The sequence below is a fragment of the Chryseobacterium gregarium DSM 19109 genome (genome assembly GCF_000430845.1).
GTDB lineage: Bacteria > Bacteroidota > Bacteroidia > Flavobacteriales > Weeksellaceae > Chryseobacterium > Chryseobacterium gregarium.
The window spans coordinates 208,307-226,967 of record NZ_AUMU01000001.1; the positions used below are offsets into that span (position 1 = coordinate 208,307).

The 18,661-nt window shown below is 39.0% G+C and carries 15 protein-coding genes; 4 read left to right on the forward strand and 11 right to left on the reverse strand.

The window, feature by feature from the left end; genetic code table 11:
- Positions 1–37: 37 nt before the first annotated feature.
- Positions 38–2,635 carry a translocation and assembly module lipoprotein TamL gene (gene tamL / locus H561_RS0101090; RefSeq protein WP_027385318.1) on the reverse strand — a complete coding sequence of 866 codons (2,598 nt, stop codon included), beginning with the start codon at positions 2,633–2,635 and terminating at the stop codon, positions 38–40.
- On the opposite strand from tamL, the gene H561_RS0101095 reads away from it, so the two are divergent.
- Complete coding sequence (locus H561_RS0101095; RefSeq protein ID WP_027385319.1) at positions 2,621–3,346, forward strand: TrmH family RNA methyltransferase; 726 nt, start codon at positions 2,621–2,623, stop codon at positions 3,344–3,346. The genes tamL and H561_RS0101095 overlap by 15 nt on opposite strands.
- Positions 3,347–3,421: 75 nt before the next feature.
- Here H561_RS0101095 and H561_RS0101100 read toward each other — a convergent pair whose 3' ends face one another.
- The 5 genes from H561_RS0101100 to porQ all read right to left on the reverse strand — a co-directional run bounded on the left by H561_RS0101100 (position 3,422) and on the right by porQ (position 6,505).
- Positions 3,422–3,919, reverse strand: a complete 498-nt coding sequence (locus H561_RS0101100) for a hypothetical protein (RefSeq protein WP_027385320.1) — start codon at positions 3,917–3,919, stop codon at positions 3,422–3,424.
- A gap of 3 nt (positions 3,920–3,922) precedes the next feature.
- Positions 3,923–4,231, reverse strand: a complete 309-nt coding sequence (locus H561_RS0101105; protein WP_027385321.1) for a phage holin family protein — start codon at positions 4,229–4,231, stop codon at positions 3,923–3,925.
- Between the two features lie 75 nt (positions 4,232–4,306).
- Positions 4,307–4,651, reverse strand: coding sequence for a YtxH domain-containing protein (locus tag H561_RS0101110; protein WP_027385322.1), 345 nt, complete (start codon positions 4,649–4,651; stop codon positions 4,307–4,309).
- A gap of 95 nt (positions 4,652–4,746) precedes the next feature.
- Complete coding sequence (gene cmk / locus H561_RS0101115) at positions 4,747–5,421, reverse strand: (d)CMP kinase (protein WP_027385323.1); 675 nt, start codon at positions 5,419–5,421, stop codon at positions 4,747–4,749.
- A gap of 91 nt (positions 5,422–5,512) precedes the next feature.
- Positions 5,513–6,505, reverse strand: coding sequence for a type IX secretion system protein PorQ (porQ, locus tag H561_RS0101120; protein WP_027385324.1), 993 nt, complete (start codon positions 6,503–6,505; stop codon positions 5,513–5,515).
- 456 nt (positions 6,506–6,961) lie between these two features.
- On the opposite strand from porQ, the gene pyrH reads away from it, so the two are divergent.
- Together pyrH and frr are read left to right on the forward strand one after the other, a co-directional pair.
- Entirely contained in the window at positions 6,962–7,669 is a 708-nt protein-coding gene (gene pyrH, locus H561_RS0101125) for a UMP kinase (protein WP_027385325.1), read from the forward strand.
- 115 nt (positions 7,670–7,784) lie between these two features.
- Complete coding sequence (gene frr / locus H561_RS0101130; RefSeq protein ID WP_027385326.1) at positions 7,785–8,339, forward strand: ribosome recycling factor; 555 nt, start codon at positions 7,785–7,787, stop codon at positions 8,337–8,339.
- Positions 8,340–8,395: 56 nt separating this feature from the next.
- Here the strand turns inward: frr and H561_RS0101135 are convergent, their stop codons facing one another.
- From H561_RS0101135 to H561_RS0101155, 5 genes are all read right to left on the reverse strand, one after another.
- Positions 8,396–9,040 carry a hypothetical protein gene (locus H561_RS0101135; protein WP_027385327.1) on the reverse strand — a complete coding sequence of 215 codons (645 nt, stop codon included), beginning with the start codon at positions 9,038–9,040 and terminating at the stop codon, positions 8,396–8,398.
- A 109-nt stretch (positions 9,041–9,149) separates the two neighbouring features.
- Positions 9,150–9,938, reverse strand: coding sequence for a hypothetical protein (locus H561_RS0101140; RefSeq protein WP_034761046.1), 789 nt, complete (start codon positions 9,936–9,938; stop codon positions 9,150–9,152).
- A 117-nt stretch (positions 9,939–10,055) separates the two neighbouring features.
- On the reverse strand, positions 10,056–11,516 hold the full coding sequence (locus H561_RS0101145; RefSeq protein WP_027385329.1) for an LptF/LptG family permease: 1,461 nt from the start codon (positions 11,514–11,516) through the stop codon (positions 10,056–10,058).
- A gap of 152 nt (positions 11,517–11,668) precedes the next feature.
- Positions 11,669–12,316 (reverse strand): LolA family protein, encoded by a 648-nt coding sequence (locus H561_RS0101150; protein ID WP_027385330.1) that lies wholly within the window; start codon positions 12,314–12,316, stop codon positions 11,669–11,671.
- A 64-nt stretch (positions 12,317–12,380) separates the two neighbouring features.
- On the reverse strand, positions 12,381–14,945 hold the full coding sequence (locus tag H561_RS0101155; protein WP_027385331.1) for an FtsK/SpoIIIE family DNA translocase: 2,565 nt from the start codon (positions 14,943–14,945) through the stop codon (positions 12,381–12,383).
- Positions 14,946–15,306: 361 nt separating this feature from the next.
- On the opposite strand from H561_RS0101155, the gene ccsA reads away from it, so the two are divergent.
- Complete coding sequence (ccsA, locus tag H561_RS0101160) at positions 15,307–18,576, forward strand: cytochrome c biogenesis protein CcsA (RefSeq protein ID WP_027385332.1); 3,270 nt, start codon at positions 15,307–15,309, stop codon at positions 18,574–18,576.
- Positions 18,577–18,661 lie beyond the last annotated feature (85 nt).

Genomic DNA, 18,661 nt, shown 5'->3' on the forward strand with positions numbered 1-18,661 from the left:
TAGCAACAAGATTTTTCAAGCTGCTATTATACATTTTTTAGAACGGATATCCGAATGCAATATTTAAAGTCGGTTTGAACGGCTGGAAATCTTTCAGCCTCCAACGGTCGCCTTCCGGTTTGTTCGGATCATACATTTTATAGGCCAGGTCTACTCTTAATGTAATATAGGCCACATTTACCCTTAATCCGAATCCGCTGCCGACGCCCATCTGCCTTATAAACCTGTTGAATTTAAACTCATTTCCGTATCCTTCATTGTCATTATTCAGGCTCCACGTATTTCCGATATCTGTGAAAATTGCTCCTTCATACATATCGCTGAAAGGAACCCTGAACTCAATGTTCGTCGTTAATTTCATATTCTCCGTCTGATAAGTACGCACCCTTTCATCGATCTGTGAATCCCCGGGTCCAAGTCCTCCGAAAGCCACCCAGGCTCTGATGTCATTGGATCCGCCGTTAAAATAAGAACGGATCACCGGCATGCTGGAAGAATTTCCATAAGGAATCCCAAGTCCTAGGAACTGACGGAGAACCAGTGTATTGTTATTAAACTTAAAATATTTTCTTACATCAAAGTCAAATTTTACAAACTGGGCATAGGGAACTCCGAAAATCGTCCTTTCCGGGCTTGAAATAATTCCCCCTTCATTTCTTTTCTGATTAAAAATGCTGAATATATTTCCGGCCAGCTCCACTTTTCCGTTAAAATAGAAAGCGTTCGGATAATTTTTCTTACCGATTTCGTTATAAATAAAATTATATATGAAGGAAGAAATCAGGACATCTTGGGTCTGCCGGTCTTTATTGACCAGTGTTCCTACAAATGCAATAAAACGGTCAGCCCCTGCCTGATCAAGATTGGAAGCATAATTCATATCCAGCGTAATCAGTCTGGAAACCTCATCTATACTCAGCTGCCCGGAATGGTACTGCTGGGCAACTGCAGGATTAGATTCAAAATAATTTTTAAAGATATCTTCCTGAATTTCCTTATCATTTACAAAATAATCATAATATGCATCTTTGTTTTTCGTTAAACTCAATTGCGTATTAAACAGGGTCAGCCTGTGTGAAACCTTATCGTTGACCGTTGCAAGGTAATTGAGCCCGGTATTGAAATTGATTCTGCCAAGACCTATATTATTCTGTACGGAAGTTCCGAGAACAATTGATGAAGTGGGGCTGTATCTTTTCGGCAGTAATTTATAGTAATCGAAAGGCAACAGTAATCTCGGGAAGTTAAGTGAAGCCTGGGCAGATAGTTCATAGGCTAAAACCCTGCTGTTGATATCTTTTGTACTTCTGATTGATCCGAATGTTCCGGCAATGCTGGTTGAAAGGTTTTCCGCCCCTCTGAAAATGTTTCTGGTCGTTAAATCCACTGAAGGGGATACGCCTAAGTTTAAAAGCTGGGAATAATTGATATCCGTACCCAGTTTCAGTTCATATTTCGGCAGTGGCTTCAGGACATACATCACATCAATGATACTGTCGTTAGGTGCAGTGCCGCCTCCATATCTTAAAGAATCCCTCGATTTTAAAATGCTGAAATTATTCATCGACAGAAGATTTCTTTTGGTCAGATCAAATTTTTTCTGATCATACACCTGCTTATGCCCGACCGTAATGGCTCTCCATATCGCCCGGGAATCATATTGATTATTGATTTTATGAAATCTTATTCCTCTTAGACTGTCTGTTTTTGTTTTCTTAGGATATTCACCGGTTTCATCTACAATGGCAATATCAATGTTTCCTATAGTGGCTACTTTATACGGAGAGTTTGTGGAATCTTTATGGATTTCCAGCGTCAGAGGAACCTGTTTTCTGCTCTTAAGGGAATCGGCAACGAAATAGACTTCATCGCCAAGGTTATTAAATTTATAATACCCGTAATCCTTCATCAGCTCATTAATTCTTGTCACCTCTTTTTCCAGGACAGTCTGATCCAGGATTTCTCCCTGTTTTACCAGGCTCTCATGAATTTTCTGCTGGTAGACGTTTTTTACAGCCGGATCTGTTATATTGTAGTAATATTCTTTAATATAGGTCGGATCATTATGGGTAATGAAATAAGTGACTGCCGCTTTTTTGGAAGCAGAATCCAGGTCATGCTTGAATTTCACTTCAGCATCCCAGTATCCACGGTAAGTTAATCTTTTTTCAATGGATTGTGCCCCTTTTTCAGTTTTGGTCTGGTCCAATATCACCGGAGCAGAACCCCAGCTGTGGTAAAGCCGGTCAAAAAAAAGACTTTTTCCGACACTGCTCTTCATATTATATTTAACAAAAAGAGAATCTCTTAATTTTTGATTTCTCAGTTCGTTGGGATAGGTCATGTATTCGTTAAGAATGGTATCGTATTTTGGATTAGCGGCATTATAGAGCCATAAACTCAGTGGCATAAAGAGAAACTGCCTTTTATTGGGCTTCTGCTGTACGTAACCTTTTAACTCGCTGTCGAAAAATGCCTTTTTATCTGTAAATTCAAAATTGTTTTCAACCAGCAGGTAATCGCCGGCCGGAACTTTTTTAGTGGTACTACAAGCATAAATGAGCCCTACAAATGTTGCAAATGATATAATTTTATAATACTTTTGAGGAGAATTCTTATAATGCTTACAGCTCATACAATAAAAGTTTTACAGTCTTTAGATAAAAAGAAGTTCAGGCAAAAATACAATTTGTTTTTGGTTGAAGGCAACAAAATCATTACTGAACTTCGTAATTCGGATTTTAAAATTAAAGAAATATTTTCTACCGATCCTCAAAAATTGGATCGTGTGGAGACACCCGTTATTCATATCTCTGAAAATGAACTGAAAAAAATCAGTTTCCTACAAAACCCTAAAGATTCAGTGGCGTTATGTTACCTGTCGGAAGTGGTAAAATTTGAAGATAAGAATATCCAATTGGTGCTGGATGGCATTCAGGATCCTGGAAACTTGGGTACAATGATCCGGCTGGCAGATTGGTTCGGAATTGAACAGATCATCTGCAGCGAAGATACCGTCGATTTTTATAACCCGAAAGTCATTATGGCCAGTATGGGATCATTTACACGGGTGAATATCGTGTATACTGATATATCCGAGTATTTATCCGTTACGGAAAATGTAAATATCGGCACCGATATGGAAGGGGAGAATATTTACACCTTCAAAAAGCCGGAAAAAATAAATTTAATTTTGGGGAATGAAGGGAAAGGGATACGACCGGAAACGGAAAAATTCCTTCAAAAAAGCATTATGATCCCGAGGTTCGGAAAATCTCAGTCTACAGAAAGCCTTAATGTGTCCATGGCTGCAGGAATCATTTTAGGGCAGCTGTTCTCTGAATGAAAGGTATTAGATTTTAGAAGTCAGTTTTAAAAATCAATATAATTTTTGTTGACTTCTAAAATCTAAATTTGACTTTCAGATTAATTGTTCCATGCTGGAAACACTCTTGTTTTTCTGGTATGTTTCCAGTTTCTTTCTTAAGAATCGAAGGGCGATAGGGGCAAGATAAATCATTGCCGTACCGAGGACCTTTTTCTTCCAGTTGGCGCTTTTCAGGCTTTTCCTTGCATAGTTTCCTACGATGGCAGTTACTCCGAGTTTGATCAGGGTGTCAAAAGCGTCACTTTTAAGCGCAGTATTGGCAATGCTCATGGCAGCTTTTTTATTGATCAGTGCATCCTTGATCTCCGAAGAAATCTGATGGGCAATCACATCTTTTCTCAGAACTACTTTTTCATCGCCGTCTTCATCTACTTTTTCCTGCAGGTACTGATCAGTTAAGCCATTGGTGAATGCACTCAGGCTTTCTTTCGTATTCTTGAATGTAAGGAGATTCTCCAAACCGTCGATTTCCTCTTTCAACAGCTTTTTCTTTCTTCTTAATTCCTCTAAACTTTCATACTTTCTGCCCATAGTTTAATGATTTAAAAATTTAATGACCTTGTCTGCCACAAAGTTGACCACTCTCTTTTTACACATCATAATAATGATCATGATCAGCATATAAAAAGCTGCTACAATCAGGAAGCCGTAAGAATGGTTTCCTAATGCTTCGCCAATAAGGAAGGCAATCCCGAAATTAAAAAGGATAATGAAAAAACCAAAGGCCACCAGCATAAGAACGAGGTAGGTAATCATTCCGGCTGAAAGCGAAGATTTTTCCGTAGCTTCTATTTTCAGGAGATCGATCCTTTTGGACGCATATTCTTTTAAAGTTTCAATCATTGTTTTTCTTTAAAGTTATAAAAAAAGGAACTTTTATTTATAAAGTTCCTTTGCATAATTTATCTAGATAAATTATTATTTTAAATCATTCAGTTCAGATTCTACATTTTTAACTACATCTGCAGTTTTTGAGACGATCTGATCTTTGTATTTATCATATCCGTCTTTTACTGTGTTAGCTACACTGCTGGCAGTTTCTTTAAAAGTTGAAGAAATGTTTCCGTACTGATCTTTTACTTTTTCAGAAACTTCTCCGTACTTGTTTTTAGCCTGATCTTTAAGATCGCCCGCCTTGTCTTTAATTTTTTTTCTTGTTTCTTTACCTTCTTCCGGAGCATAAAGCATTCCTAAAATAACACCTGCTGCGGCTCCTGCAAGAAGTCCTGCCAAAACACCTGCTGTATTGTTTTTCTTAGACATTTTCGTTTTTTTTAATAGTTAATAAATATTAGCTTTTACTTGTGATGAAATGTACAATTAACATACCAAAAGCAGTTGTGACACTATAAAAAATGTCAAATATTATCTATGTATGACAAAATGCGGTCAATAGTTTCTTTTTTGTCAATAGAAGTATTGTCAATAACGATGGCATCATCGGCCTGTTTTAACGGAGCTATCTCACGCTCACTGTCAATCTTATCGCGTATCATCAGGTTTTGTTTCACCTGCTGTTCATCGGCTTCAATGCCGAGACTGATGAGTTCCTGATACCGCCTTTTTGTTCTTTCGTCTATGCTGGCTGTCATAAAAAATTTATAATCGGCATCAGGTAATACCACTGTCCCAATGTCACGCCCGTCCATTATAATACCGCCATTTTCTGCCAAGGCACGCTGATACCGGAGTAAAAAATCCCGTACTTCTTTCTGTTTGGCAATAAAGCTTACATTTTCAGAAACCTCATTCGTTCTGATGGCTTTTGAAATATCGATATGATTAAGAAAAAGGATCAGTTCGCCATGGTTGTTTCTAAATTCGAGATCGATCTGATCAAATGATGAAAATAACCTATTAAGGTCGATCATACCATTCTGATCAAGGCAGTTCTGGAGTGCAAACCAAGTTACGCCTCTGTAAAGCGCACCCGTATCCAAATGAATAAGTCCAAGTTTTTCGGCAATGATTTTGGAGATGGAGCTTTTTCCGGTGGAGGAGTAGCCGTCGATTGCTATAACAGGTTTTTTCATACTGCAAATTTCAAAGAATTTTTCTTAAAAATCAAGAAACCTTAAGAAAATTCTTAAGGTCCTTTTATTTTGATATATTTTATGATGTAAATTATTCGCCGGCATGGCTGGTAAGATCTACCGAAACCCCGATTTGATTGACATTTGAAGAATTGTGATACCGTACATGGGCATAATCTACACGGAACCTTGAAATTTTAATTCCGAATCCTGCAGAAAGGCCTGAGAAGTTCCTCTGGTCTGCCACCGCAAGTTCATTTCCTCTTTTCACATTATATCCTAATCTGATATTGAATCCTTTTTCAGGGAATAGTTCGGCACCCAGGGAAAAGTGATCGGCAATTTTTCTGCCTGCATTCACTTCCTGACCGTTTACATTATATGGAGATGAAATGTCAAACTCCTGTAAATCATGAGCCGTGACCGTAATGGCTAACGGAATGGCTTTTAAAGTTCTAGTATATCCTATATCTACCCGGAACGGAAGGTTTTCCCTTGTCCCGTTGAAAGATTTGAACTGATAACCGAAATTCCTGAACACCAGAGAAGCTGTTTCCTTATTTTTCCTGTTATGGTAAGTAACGCCTGCATTTCCTGAAACGGCAGAAGACGTATAGCTGTCGATTTTTGACGTAATGAAATTCAATCCTCCGCCGATGGTCCAGTCTTCCTCGAACTGATAGGCATATCCGGCTCCGATCGCTACATCAGAAGCGTTAAAGGTTCCGTTTTCAAAACCGCTTTCATCAGTTCTGGGAATATCTCCATAGCTCATGTACCTCGCATTGATCGTAGCCATGTGGCCGTTATCAAAATCTTTGGCATAAGCAATCGTCCCGTATTTAGAATCAGCAAGATATGCTGTGGCATTTAAAGAAAGCTGGTTATCAGAATCTTTATTTAACAAAGAGGGGTTTGCAATGGCAAAGGATACATCATGATCTCTTATAGAAATTGCATCACCGCCTAAAGCAGCCTGTCTGGCAGATACAGGAAGATTTAAAAACGGAAAAACGTTTGTTCCTGTTTGTGCATAAGAAACAATTCCTGACAGAAATAATGAAAAAATGACAATTTTCTTCAACTCAGTTTATTAGTAATGCAAAAATAATCCTTTTTCGTACTTTTCAAAATATTTCTCACATTATTTATCATTAAATATTTTAATCCCTGTCAATGTATCCTTTATTTTAAGTCTGTATATGATTTTTATTTATAATAAAAAAGTCATTTTTTATTATAAATAAGGATTTTAAATAGTGATAATCAATTATTTATTTGTTTTTTTTTGAAAGTAAATTGCCGGAGATTACCTGATGATTTTAATATAGAACAGGAAAGAAATATTCCGCCTCTGAAAAAGACAAAAAAATCCATACTATTATTCGAAAAGTATATTATAAGCCCAAACTTTTAATATTGAAAGGGGCTGTTCTTAAAATTTATGATCGATATGTAAAAGCAATATTATTAATGATTATATTTGCAAAGTCAAATTCTACAGGAAAATGACACAGCTAAAAGTTATTTAAAAATTAAAATGAAATATAAAAGAATCCTTCTCAAACTTAGTGGTGAAGCCTTAATGGGGAATAGACAATACGGTATTGACAACGAAAGGCTACAGGAATATGCAACTGAGATCAAAAAAGCAGTGGATAAAGGCTGTGAAGTCGCCATTGTAATCGGAGGAGGAAATATTTTCCGTGGTGTTGCGGGTGCTGCTAAGGGAATGGACAGGGTACAGGGTGACTATATGGGCATGCTGGCAACAGTAATCAACGGAATGGCTTTGCAGGGCGCTTTGGAAGATGTAGGCATCAGGACAAGACTTCAGTCTGCTATTGAAATGGATAAAGTAGCCGAGCCTTTCATCAAAAGGAGAGCCGTAAGACATCTTGAAAAGGGCAGGGTGGTTATTTTCGGTGCCGGAACCGGGAATCCTTATTTTACAACCGATACAGCAGCCACTTTAAGAGCTATCGAGATCGGTGCAGATGTTATTTTAAAAGGAACAAGAGTAGACGGAATTTATGACAGCGACCCTGAAACGAATGCAGATGCCGTAAAATACAATTCGCTGTCGTTCGATGAAGTATATGCTAAGAACCTTAAAGTAATGGATATGACCGCTTTTACCCTGAGCCACGAGAATAAGCTGCCTATTATTGTTTTTGATATGAACAGAATGGGCAATCTGGAAAAAATTATAGACGGAGAAAGTGTTGGTACTTTAGTTGATTTGTAATTTCAGGCATTTGGTACCAGGATTTAGGAATTAGTCTCATTAAGAGATTCAGAAATTCAAAAATACGGATACCGATTATTTATAAATGTGCAATTTATCAAATTTTTATTATATAATGGAAGAATTAGATCTTATAGTAGAGTCTGTAAAAGACGACATGGAAGCAGCCGTTAAGCACCTGGATCATGCATTTCAGAGAATCAGGGCGGGACGTGCGTCTACGAATATGGTTCAGGATGTCATGGTGGAATATTACGGATCATTGACTCCCATCAACCAGGTTGCCAATGTATCTGTTCCGGATGCGATGACGATTTCTATTCAACCTTGGGATTCTAAAGCGATTAATGATATCGAAAAAGCCATCATCAATTCAAATTTAGGGTTTGCCCCTTCTAACAACGGAATCAATATTATCCTTAATGTCCCGCCTTTGACGGAAGAACGAAGAAGAGAGCTGGCAAAGCAGGCTAAAGGTGAAACTGAGGATACAAAAGTTGTGATAAGAAATGCAAGACAGAACGGCATTAAAGAACTTAAAAAGCTGGACGGTGTTTCCGAAGATCTTATTAAGGGAGTGGAAGCAGACATTCAAACTCTTACGGATAAATATGTGAAAGCTTGTGACGATCATCTTAAAGTAAAAGAAGCTGAAATTATGAAAGTATAATGTTCAGTTTTTACAATATAAAAAATCGGCTTTTTTTTCAGAAGCCGATTTTATTTTTACAGGCATTTGAGTTCGCCTTTTTTATCTTTATTTCTGATGATGGCCTGATAATTCTTTAATAATTCTGAAATATCACACTGGGTTGCCCGGCTGGCTATTTTATCCGGTTGCCTGTTGTTCCCTTTAGAACGTATAGAATATTTTTTTTCGAGGCACTGTACTGCTTTATTATTTAAAATATACATGCGTTTTTCTGTAATGTCATCTTTTGTTTCCGGCTTTTCGGCAGTCCCGCCGTCAAAATTCCATAATGTTTCATCCTGAAAAATGAAAAAGACCAGATTATCTTTAATGAAATACTGAGTGAATGAAGAAAAATGGCTGTGCTCTGCATAAAAATCTTTCACCATTCGGATTTTCCCATCCTGTTTGTATAAGACTACTTCACCTTCTCGTTCATTACAGTAATACGTAAATCTGCTGGAGGAATCTAATTTTTTCATTGCCAAAAGATTACTGATCACAGCATACTCTTTTTTAATATCATCCACGGATTTTATAGTGTCACTGTTTACTGTATCCGGGATGCTTTTAATAGACATACTGTCTTTAGCGATATCTTGTCTTTGATGTTCCGGACGGTTTTCTTTTTTACATGAAATGATGAGAGCTAAACTTAAAGTAAGAAGTGCGGTTTTCATAATAATCAGGTGATGGGTTACTGTTACCTAACAAAAAACGTGCAGAAAAATAAGCGCAAAAAAAGCAGTTCCAACCTCTGAAACTGCTTTTATAGATTTTTAGGAGTGATTATTTACAATTTTCATTGTAATCAAAAATGACTTCATTAACGATAGAAAGGTTATCGGACATGGCTTTGTCAACTTCATTTTTAATAAATTTGCCTAATCCGGATCTTTGCTTGGTATCGGTTTTAAGTGATCCGTATTCCCCGCTCGCGATTTTCCCTTTGACCACAGGGCAGTCTGCCACAATCATTTTCGCCTTGGCCAGCGTAAGTTCTTCGGGCTTTCCTCCTTTTTTGGAATACACGTAAGAAGGATTTTCCCTCATTCTTTTATTTTCTTTTTCCGCTGCATCAATCTGCCCGCCTGCTGAAAAGGTAGTAGGGAAACCATATAACCGATATACCTTGATTTTCCCGTCGGCTACAACTTCTGCAAACTGTGTGCTTTTCGTAAGGTTGTTAAATGCTTTTAAGCCTCCGCTCAGTCCTCCGTTTGCCGTATTGAATCCTTCTTTGGTATTGGTATATTTAATGGCTTCAAAATGTCTTTCGGCATCATTGTCAATAGCCATATATCCTTTCAGGTCATCGGTGTCAAGCGTTTTGAATTTCTGTCTTTTCTTAGAACTGTCAATATCAGAAGCCGCAATAAACTTTACTTTTTTCTGATTGGTCCACGGGCTCGTTTCACTGCCGGCCAACCTTACAATGCCTTCAATTTTCTTTCCGCTTTTATCGATAATATAGCCTGGCTTTTCATAGGCTCTCATTTCATATTCAGTATTGTCATCCTGCGCATAAACGTTCAGTGAAACGAGGCCGAATAATCCAATAAGTAATAATTTTTTCATAAGTTGATATTTAGATTCCGGCAAAGGTAATTTTTATAACCATATAAAAGGAAATTTTAACATACCATAAAAAAAGATCCGGAAACATTCGGATCTTCTCTTTATTTTACCAATTTATTACTGATATCGTTGGTGTTCTTTATTTTTAACGAATAGTTTGATGAGCGGCTTTAACAGCGCTTTGTACTTTTCAGCATCAAATAACTGGGAATCTGTCAGTGCTTTATAAGTCATCCAGATGCCGAAAGGGAAAAGCACCATATTGGGGACCCACGCAGCCAGGTAAGGATTCAGTTTGCCCGACCACGACATATTTTCCGTCCCTACATTGATGATATAGAAAATAATGAATATAACAATGGCAATGATAACCGGAAGCCCCATGCCTCCTTTTCGGATGATGGAACCCAGACTGGCCCCGATCAGGAAGAAAATAATACAGGTAAATGAATAGGTAATAATCCGCTGCTGGTAAATTACCACTTTGCTGTAATATTTTATCCCGGGATTAATTTCGTTATTTTTAGCATCCAGTGTGGTCTTCAGGTTATCCAGTCTGCTGTAGGCATTTTTTATGATTTCCAGTCTCTTTTCACTTTTCAGAGTGTCCAGTTTCAGAATCTGCTTGGGTTTTGCCTTTGCCCTGTTCTGCTTGGTATCCATGTAGCTTATTACCGAATTCGTCTGACCGAGCACATCATTATTGACATTGGTGAAGAATTTCTCGTTGTCCTTTTTGGTTTTGTCAATCGTTATATTCAGCTGATTAAAGGTCTGGAAACGGTAATCATCTGTAATCTTTTCCTCTTCAATGGCTCTGTTGATGATATCGCTTACGTCAAAATGTGAAACCAGGGAATCAAATTTAATTGACTGATCGGGCTGTTTTAAGCGGACATTCTCACTTTTCCCTGCAAAATTATCTTCATACACGTAGCCGTTATAAAGAACCAGCTGAAGGTAATTTTTGTTGGCTGCCGGCACAAATCTTCCTTTTTCCGCAACGATAGACCGTTGATTTTCATAACTGGTTGCTTTTTTATGAATAAAAACACCGGTAATATTTTCTCCGTTTTCCCCGGTAATTTTATCAAATTTCACCATGTAGCCGGGAATCTGATCGATAAACTGCCCGGGAGTAAAGTTCAGTGCCGGTTTGGTCTGGGCAATATTGAAGAGCATATTTTTGGCTTTCCGCTGAAAATCCGGAATGATATTATTGGAGAAAAAGTAAAGCATGACCGCCATAATAGAAGTCACTCCCAACAGCGGAAGCATGACGCGGGTCAATGAAATTCCGGCTGCCTTCATAGCGGCAAGCTCATAGCGTTCGCCGAATTCACCAAATGCCATAATACTTGCCAGCAGGATGGTAAGCGGCAAAACCATACTGATCACACTTACCCCAAGGTAAAACAGCAGTTTAAGAATCTGCCATGAGCTTAATCCCTTCCCCATAAACTGGCCTAGCTGAACCCATACAATATTAACAATAAATATGAAAAACAGTACGCTGAATATAAAAATAAACGGTCCGAAGAAAGTTTTTATGATATACCGGTCTAATATTTTAAACATTCGCCAAAATTAATCAAAAAGCCACAAAGTTTCCTTTGCAGCTCTTATATTTTATGAAATTTTATAATTAAATGGAGGCGTATCTCTGTAAAAACCTGAAATGTATGTTGCAGGGAAAGATTTCCGCTTTTCAGATTAACATATAATTCACTTTATAATTCCGTAACCAGGTAATTTTTATACTTACCCTTATCGAAAACAAACATTCCCGAATCCAGATTCTGATTTTCTTTATAATCTTTAATTGCAATGACGGCAACATCATTATTGCTGCCATGCTGCTCTAGCTTTACCATTTGTTTTTTTGCTGAATCTACGAAAAGATAGACATATTTAATCCCGTTTGATTTTACCGGAGTCAACTTAATGAAATCCGCATTTACGCCGTCTACATTTTTTTTACCGTTGTAAGTGACGTTATAATCTTTTCTGTAAGTGGAAAGATAATTGATAGGGGAGAACATAGAGCCGCTGCCGTTGGGCTTCGCTACGGTGACTTCCGTGTCTTCCACATTAATGTTGTAAATTTTATTTCCGTCGAAAATCTGTTCTATTTCCATGATTTTCAGTTTATATTTATCTCCTGCAGCGTAATAGATTCCCGGTTCTGTTTTGGATACCTGACCGTTAGTCCCGGTTCCGAAAGAGAATTTGAAATATGTATTCTTTTTAGAATTATAGTTTGCTGTAATATCGTCTAATATTTTTTTTGCTTTGGCATCAATTTTCTGGGCATTTGTAAAGCCTATTGCTCCTACAACCAGACTGCTTACAACCACCTTTGAAATAATATTTTTCATTTTATTTAATTCTTTAATCTTTAGACTTTTTTAAATGGTAAAAGTTAAACTAACGGTAATTCCGTTAACTGCGCATGTCTTCCAAAAACTGTTCCAAAGAATGAAGGTCACTGATGAGCACCTCTCTTGCTTTTGCCCCGTTGAATCCGCCTACGATCCCGATGGCTTCAAGCTGGTCCATAATTCTTCCGGCCCTGTTGTAGCCTAATTTAAGCTGTCTCTGAAGCATCGAGGTGGAACCCTGCTGCGTGGAAACAATAATTCTTGCCGCTTCTTCAAATAAAGCATCCTTTTCATTAGGATCAAAAGCACCCACGGTACTGGTAGAATCTTCAGAAACATATTCCGGAAGGAGGAATGCGGAAGCATACCCTTTCTGTTCCCCGATAAATTCGGCCAGTCTTTCCACTTCAGGCGTATCTACAAAGGCACACTGAAGCCTTAAAATTTCATTTCCGTTGAAGTACAGCATGTCTCCTTTACCGATTAGCTGATCTGCACCTGGAGAATCCAGGATTGTTCTGGAGTCTACACTTGAAATTACCCTGAACGCCGCCCGGGCAGGAAAGTTGGCCTTGATCATCCCTGTGATAACGTTGACCGAAGGCCTTTGGGTGGCTACAATCAGATGGATGCCTACGGCTCTGGCTAACTGGGCCAGTCTGGCAATCGGTAACTCCACTTCTTTTCCGGCCGTCATAATCAAATCGGCAAACTCATCAACCACCAAAACGATATAAGGTAAGTAGCGGTGCCCGTTTTCGGGGTTTAATTTTCTTTCCGTGAATTTTTTATTGTATTCCTTTAAGTTTTTACAGAATGCATTTTTAAGCAGGTCATACCTCATATCCATTTCTACGCAGAGAGAATTCAGGGTATTGATTACTTTATTGGTATCTGTAATGATAGCATCCTCTGAATCTGGTAATTTCGCCAGGTAGTGCCTTTCAATTTTTGAATATAATGAAAGCTCTACTTTTTTAGGATCCACCATCACGAATTTCAGTTCGCTCGGATGCTTTTTATAAAGGAGGGAAGTAAGAATGGCATTGATCCCTACCGATTTACCCTGTCCTGTAGCTCCCGCCATCAGCAGGTGAGGCATTTTGGAAAGGTCAGCCATGAAAATTTCATTGGAAATCGTTTTACCGAAAACCACGGGAAGATCCATGTCCGTATTCTGGAATTTATGGGAAGCAATCACTGAGCGCATAGAAACCATGGTAGGGTTTTTTCTCGGAACTTCGATTCCTATCGTTCCTTTCCCCGGCATCGGCGCAATAATTCTGATTCCCAAAGCCGAAAGGTTCAGCGCAATGTCATCCTGAAGCTTTTTGATGGCTGATACCCGGATTCCCGCTTCCGGAACTATTTCATATAAAGTTACCGTAGGACCTATCGTTGCTTTGATCTCAGCAATTCCAACATTAAAATTCTTCAGTAATCCGACAATTTTATTTTTATTTTCTTCTAGTTCTTCTTTATTGATAGAGATTTCCTCATTTCCGTAATCCTGTAAAAGATCCACAGTCGGCATCTGGAAATTGGCAAGATCCAGTTTATGGTCATAAAGCCCGTGTTTCTGTACCAGTTCATTGGATTTTCTGTCTGAATCATCCAAGATGTCAACCACCTTAGCCACTTCTACATTGAATTTAATCTCTTCGTCAGATACAAGTGCTGATACAGGTGTTACCGGCGGAGCGGAAGGTCTCATGTCAAAGGCCTCTTCCGGATTGGAAGTCGGTACTGCAGGTTTTGAACTGAGATTCAGATTGACATTTAGAGGCTGGGAAAAATCGTTTTTTTCTTCCTCAAAAGAGGTCTGGTTCGGTGTTACGATGGTATCCAGATCCGTGGAAACCGGAACTTCAGGAAATCCTTTCGGAACAGCGACAGGGTCCGGTATACGGGTTTTGGACTTTACCGATTCGGTAACCGTGATTTTCGGCAAAGGTTCTTCAGCAATTCCGGCTTCTTCGATAAGCTCTTCGTCCGCTTCAAAATTTTCATCGGAGCTCGGCATCATCGATTTTACCCTTCCGATGGTATTTTCATTAATATCATTCAGTCTGGACTTGATAGAGCTCGGGCGAAGATTGAATTCCAGGATAAAATAAAGAGCAATACTCGCTGCCAGGACCATCCAAAGTCCGACACTTCCGATAATTGCATTCAAAGAATCCATAATCTGATAGCCGTAGACTCCGCTCAGGACTCCCTGACCTTTGGTAACCGCTCCGAACAGGATCGGCAGCCAACAGATAAAAAACAGCGAGTGGCCGACCGTTTTCCAGGGCTTGAACATTTTCTTTTTCAGAATTAGTGTCCCGAATACCAGGAATAAAAAGGCAATAATAAATGAAGCCACTCCGATACTTTCGAAAATAAAAATATTTCCAAGCCAGTCACCCAGCTTGCCGAAAAGATTGGAAGATTTGATGCTTTTGTCAAGCATGGTTCCCGCCTGGCTCTGGTCTGCCTGCCAATTCATTAAGTAAGAGACAAATGAAAAGGTAAGCACTACAGAAAAAAGGATACAGGTAAGCCCGAAAAAGACTCTGGGCTTCGATAAAAATTTGCCCTTTTCAGGCGATTCCTGCTGTTGTTTTGATGTATTCTTGTCCATAATATCAATGGGAACAAATTTAATGTTTTTTCTATAGTAAAGGAATCTTTTTTATTTTAAAAATGGTGTAAACAATAAGTGAAACTATTCTACCGATCATGATCAATACAGCGTATTGTTGTTTTTTATGCACAAAGCGGTTAATTATAAAGTAGGTTCCGTATTATCTTTATAATTATGGCTTGTGGTTATAGAATTTTTTCTGCATAGGGGATGACGGATTCAATTTTTCTCACTCTCAATCAATGTTATTAAGAATGTTTCAAAATAACGTCTGACTTCTTTAAAATGATAAAAAACAGCTTTTTTTACCCTCTTTATAGTTTATCATCCTTATTTTTGCCTATCAAGTATATATAACATGAAGAAACTCCAGGATATTCTTATCTCGACCAGGACAATGGCTGTGTTGTTATTGGTGTACGCATTCGCGATGGCATATGCAACGTTCTTAGAAAACGACTACGGAACTCCAACAGCAAAAGCATTAATTTACGAAGCGAAATGGTTTGAACTTATTATGTTCCTGCTCATTCTCAATTTCATCGGTAATATCGGAAGATACAGGTTGTGGAGGAGAGAAAAATGGCCGGTACTGGTATTTCACCTTGCTTTCGTATTGATTTTCGTTGGTGGAGCCGTGACCCGGTACATCAGCTTTGAAGGTACGATGCACATCAGGGAAGGGGAAACATCAAACGAGATTGTAACCGATAAGAATTTCCTTAAGATCAAGATTGAAGAAAAAGGCGATGCCCTAGATTATCAGGACATTCCGTATCTGATGTCTCCGCTGCACAAAGATTTACAGGCAACGTACGATTTCCGCGGAAAACATGTAAAAGTGGTTGCCAAGGATTATGTTCAGAGAAAAAAGGACAGCTTAATTGCTGACCCGAATGGCGCACAATATCTTCATCTGGTTTCTACAGGGAATACAGGCAGGCAGAATATCTATATCAAACCGGGAGAGACCAAATCCATAAACGGGACTTTGGTTACTTTCAACAGGGCGATTGAAGGAGCCGTAGAATTCAGAAATGACGGCGGGAAACTGATGATCAAGACCCCGGTGGATGCATCCTTTATGACAATGGCTACGCAGGCTACAGGCAATACGGTAAAAGACGAATTCCAGCCACTGGTATTAAGAAGCCTATACAGCATCAACGAATTAAAACTGGTTGTCCCTGAAGGATTAAAGAAAGGAAAGCTGATGGCTTTTGAAGGTGACCGAAAGAAAGACCAGAATGTTCCGGACATGCTTACCGTTGAAATTCAGGGTCCGAAAACGACACAGCTGGTTGATTTATCAGTAGAAAAAGGCAACCCAAATGCCTACAAGCAGATTGCCATGGACGGCTTGAACATTATGATCGGTTTTGGTCCTAAAATCTATAATACGCCTTTTGCGCTGAAACTGGATGATTTCGTGATGGAAACTTATCCGGGAAGTTCCTCTCCGAGTGCTTATGAAAGCCATATTAAAATTATTGATGAAGGCAAGCAGACGCCTTTTAAAATTTATATGAACCACGTTTTAAACCATAAAGGATACCGTTTCTTCCAGTCCAGCTTTGATCCGGACAGGATGGGTACCGTACTTTCCGTTAACCATGATTTCTGGGGAACGTTGATTTCCTATATCGGATATGCTTTATTATTCGGAGGTCTTTTCGTTGTTTTCTTCTGGAAAGGAACCCATTTCTGGAAACTGAATAAAATGCTGAAGGATGTTAATAAAAAAAGAGCGGCGACAATAGTTCTGTTGTTTTTAAGCCTGGGATTAAGCGCTCAGAAAATCGAAACACACGGAACAACCGACGGAAGCAGGGAACATATCCATACGGAAGGTGACAACCACAGCCATGATCCCGCTCCGGCACCTGAAACAAAGGTTCAGCAGAAAGCACAACAGAATTCACTAGCAGCACCGCTGAGCAAAATGAAAATGATCTCTGCTGATGAAATTATAGCAAGAAATAAAATCAGCAAAGAACATGCAGACAAATTCGGGTATCTTCTGGTTCAGAATTTTGAAGGAAGAATTGTTCCGATCAACACGGAAGCACTGGATGTTTTAAGAAAGCTGTATAAAAAAGATGAGTTTAAAGGAACAGACGGAAAATCTCTGACTGCCAATCAATGGTTCCTGTCGGTCAATACCGATACACCGAGCTGGACAATGGTTCCGATGATCAAAGTGGGATCAAAAGGAGGAGATGAACTAAAAAAGAAAACAAAAGCCAACGATGAAGACTATACTTCATTAATGAATCTTTTCCCGGCAGATGCCAACGGGAATTTATCCTACATCCTTGAGCACGATTATAACACGGCATTCCGTAAAAAACCATCTGAACAGACCAATTATGACAAGGAAGTGATTTCGGTTAACGAAAGGGTTCAGATTTTCAATGAGTTTTTCAGCGGACAGTTTATGAGAATTGTTCCTGTGAAAAATGATGCGAACCATACCTGGCATTCATGGCTGGACCAAAAAATGGAACCAGATATTGAGTCTCAGAAAGTAATGGGACCTTATTTCGCAGAAGTGTTACAGGCGCAGCAGAGCGGGAACTGGAGCAAGGTAGATGCAGAACTGGCCAAGCTTTCAGACTACCAGCAGAAATGGGGTAAAGCGGTGGTCCCTTCGAAGTCAAAAGTTGACCTGGAAGTATTTATGAATGAGGTGAACCTCAATTTTAAACTTTTAATCTTCTACACCATCGTAGGAAGCCTACTGCTGATCTTAGGTTTTGTTGAGTTGTTCAAATCCCGAAAATCTTTAAATAAAATTATTAAAGCGATTGTTGTTATAGGCGCCATAGGCTATATTTTCCATTTCCTGGGACTGATTGCCAGATGGTATATTTCAGGCCACGCGCCGTGGAGTAACGGATACGAAGCCATTATCTTCATTTCGTGGGTAGGAATTACAGCCGGATTAATCCTGTACAGAAATTCCAATGCCTTGATTCCTGCAGCCGGATTCATGGTAGCTGTTATCATGATGGGGTTTGCCCATGGAGGTTCGGCTCTTGACCCGCAGATTACACCACTGGTTCCCGTATTAAAATCATATTGGCTGATCGTTCACGTGGCTATTATTACCTCCAGTTACGGTTTCTTTGCTTTATCAATGATTATTGCCGTGATCAGTCTGGTATTTTATATTATTTCAAATAAAGAAGATTATAAAATCCATCATGATACCACACTGAAGGAACTGGTGATCGTTTCCGAAATGTCTTTAACCATCGGTTTGTTCGCTTTAACCGTAGGAAACTTTTTAGGCGGAATCTGGGCTAACGAATCCTGGGGGAGGTACTGGAGCTGGGACCCGAAAGAGACGTGGGCATTCATCTCCATCATGGTTTATGCTTTCGTATTACACATGAGACTGGTTCCGGGGCTGAGAAACCGATGGGCATTCCACGTAGCCACCATGTTTGCCTTCTGTTCCATGGTAATGACGTACTTCGGGGTAAACTATTATCTGAGCGGTCTGCATTCATACGCGGCAGGAGATCCGGTTCCGGTTCCGGCATGGGTATATATCGGGTTAGCATCGATGGCACTTTTATCAGCCGTTTCTTATGTTAAATTCAGATCTTTGAATAAAAAATAGACTTTAAGATTTATATATAAACAGAATCCCTGAAAATTAATTTTCAGGGATTTTTTATTGAAATAGAAGTAGATGTTAAAAAAAT